Origin of the sequence: Paenarthrobacter sp. (genome assembly GCF_031180005.1) — a bacterium.
GTDB lineage: Bacteria > Actinomycetota > Actinomycetes > Actinomycetales > Micrococcaceae > Arthrobacter.
The window spans coordinates 1-1,563 of sequence record NZ_JAPSHI010000074.1 but is presented as its reverse complement, the minus strand read 5'-3'; the positions used below and the strand labels follow the sequence as shown (position 1 = coordinate 1,563).

Here is a 1,563-nt window from a genome sequence, read left to right as displayed (position 1 = left end):
TCATCGTGGCGTTGTCCGTAAACATCAAACAGATCGCGGAATCACGGGGACTAGCAGCCCGCGCAGGGGCCGCCATTTCCGCCCTGATCCTGGGCGTGGTCCTTGCCTGCATGGCACTCATCCCGGACCAGCCGCTGTGGGCGTTCGGAATCGAGGTCCTGGCCGGAACCCTGGCCGGAGGCGTCATCGCTGCCCTCGCCGCCCGCGCGATTCTTCGGGACGACACTCCTGGACGTCCACGCAACTGGGACACCCAGCACATCGTGTCATTCGTGATCCCGCTCGTCATCTACGCCGCTGGGGCCGTACTGCTCCTACTGTCCATGCCAGCCGGCCTGCTCGTGGTGGCCCTCGCCACGATTGTGGCACTGATCGGCGCCGTTATTTTCTCGTGGGTTGCGCTCGTCGAGGTCCTGCGCTGAAGACCTCTCCGCATACCGGTCCCAAGGGCGAATAAGGCCTTTTATGTCGGTGTACTCGCGAGTAAACGATTTCTCTTTTACCGTAGTGGTATCGGGCGGCTGGGGGGCCGGGGCGCAACGATGCGTCTTCATTTGGTGAACAATCCCGAGGTCAACAACCCCGGGGGTACAGGGGTAAACCATGACCGGAAAATTTGAACTCTTTACTGACGAGCACGCTTCTTATGCGTTCAGGCTCAAGTCTCACGATGGGACAGTCGTAGCGGTATCCGGACCGTATCCCAACAAGGAATCCGCCGTCCGGGGTATTCGGGATGTGCGCGAATGCGCTGCCACCGGGTTGATCAGCGATCAGTGCAGCCCGTCAAGGTCTGTCCGGCCCGAGAACAGCTGATGAGCTTTCGCCCTTAATCTAAAACTCCACGGTTATGCAGCGGCCGGAGCCACCCTCCCTTACGTGCTGGGGTCGATTCAGTCCACTGAGTTCGTGGACACGTTGGCCCAGGTCGGGCTGGCCATGCTCTTCTTCGTTGCGGGAACGGGATTGATTTCGCTGGAATCCGGGGGCGACCCGTCAGCAGCGCGTCCGCCGGCCGGGTCATCTCATTGGCGGCCGGCATTGGCGCTGGCCTCTTCCTTGCCGCGACGGCCGAGGCTGCCCCTTGTAGACGTCTCCAGTCCGGCTGCGCGAGCAGCAACTCCTGCATCATTGCAATAGCCAAGCCCGGTTCGCTTACGGCAGAGCAAACCGAGAAGCTTTCCCTCAACATCCACTACTGCAAGTCGACGGCGGCCTGCTAACTGCAGAGACGCAGTGGCAGCACCAAGCGACTGTTGCGGCTCTACTGTTCTGCCAAGGATCGTCCCAAAACCACTTGCCTTTGCACTGCCAGTGGCCTCCGCAGGAATATCAGACCGCTCCAAAGTCGTAAGGAGCCGTCCGCTGGAATCAACGATCAGTGCCAAATGAACGTGGTCATCAGCGAAGAACCTACGGACTTCCTCCACGCTGCTCTCTGGCGGGAGGGTCTTCGGGCAGGAAATCATGGCGTCTTTGACGCAAGGCGGATCAACGGTTTCAAGCATGTGACCTTCCAATCGGTCGAAGAGGTGCCTGCATCCGCACCTCTAAATCGGCTTT

Annotated in this window: 3 protein-coding genes; 2 read left to right on the top strand and 1 reads right to left on the bottom strand. The window is 60.2% G+C overall.

Annotated elements, in window-relative coordinates:
* A partial coding sequence (locus RIF72_RS20060; RefSeq protein ID WP_309076540.1) for a hypothetical protein occupies positions 1–422 on the top strand: 422 nt, incomplete at its 5' end.
* Between the two features lie 181 nt (positions 423–603).
* A complete protein-coding gene (locus tag RIF72_RS20055) occupies positions 604–816 on the top strand; it encodes a DUF1508 domain-containing protein (RefSeq protein ID WP_309076539.1) in 213 nt (70 codons plus the stop codon).
* Positions 817–1,025: 209 nt separating this feature from the next.
* Here the strand turns inward: RIF72_RS20055 and RIF72_RS20050 are convergent, their stop codons facing one another.
* The gene (locus tag RIF72_RS20050) at positions 1,026–1,508 is read right to left on the bottom strand and encodes a CBS domain-containing protein (RefSeq protein ID WP_309076538.1); all 483 of its coding nucleotides are present in this window, start codon (positions 1,506–1,508) and stop codon (positions 1,026–1,028) included.
* Positions 1,509–1,563 lie beyond the last annotated feature (55 nt).

Bases quoted from the DNA above. Each gene is read 5' to 3' on its own strand.
- RIF72_RS20050 (WP_309076538.1), bottom strand. From the start codon at position 1,508: ATGCTTGAAACCGTTGATCCGCCTTGCGTCAAAGACGCCATGATTTCC.
- RIF72_RS20055 (WP_309076539.1), top strand. From the start codon at position 604: ATGACCGGAAAATTTGAACTCTTTACTGACGAGCACGCTTCTTATGCG.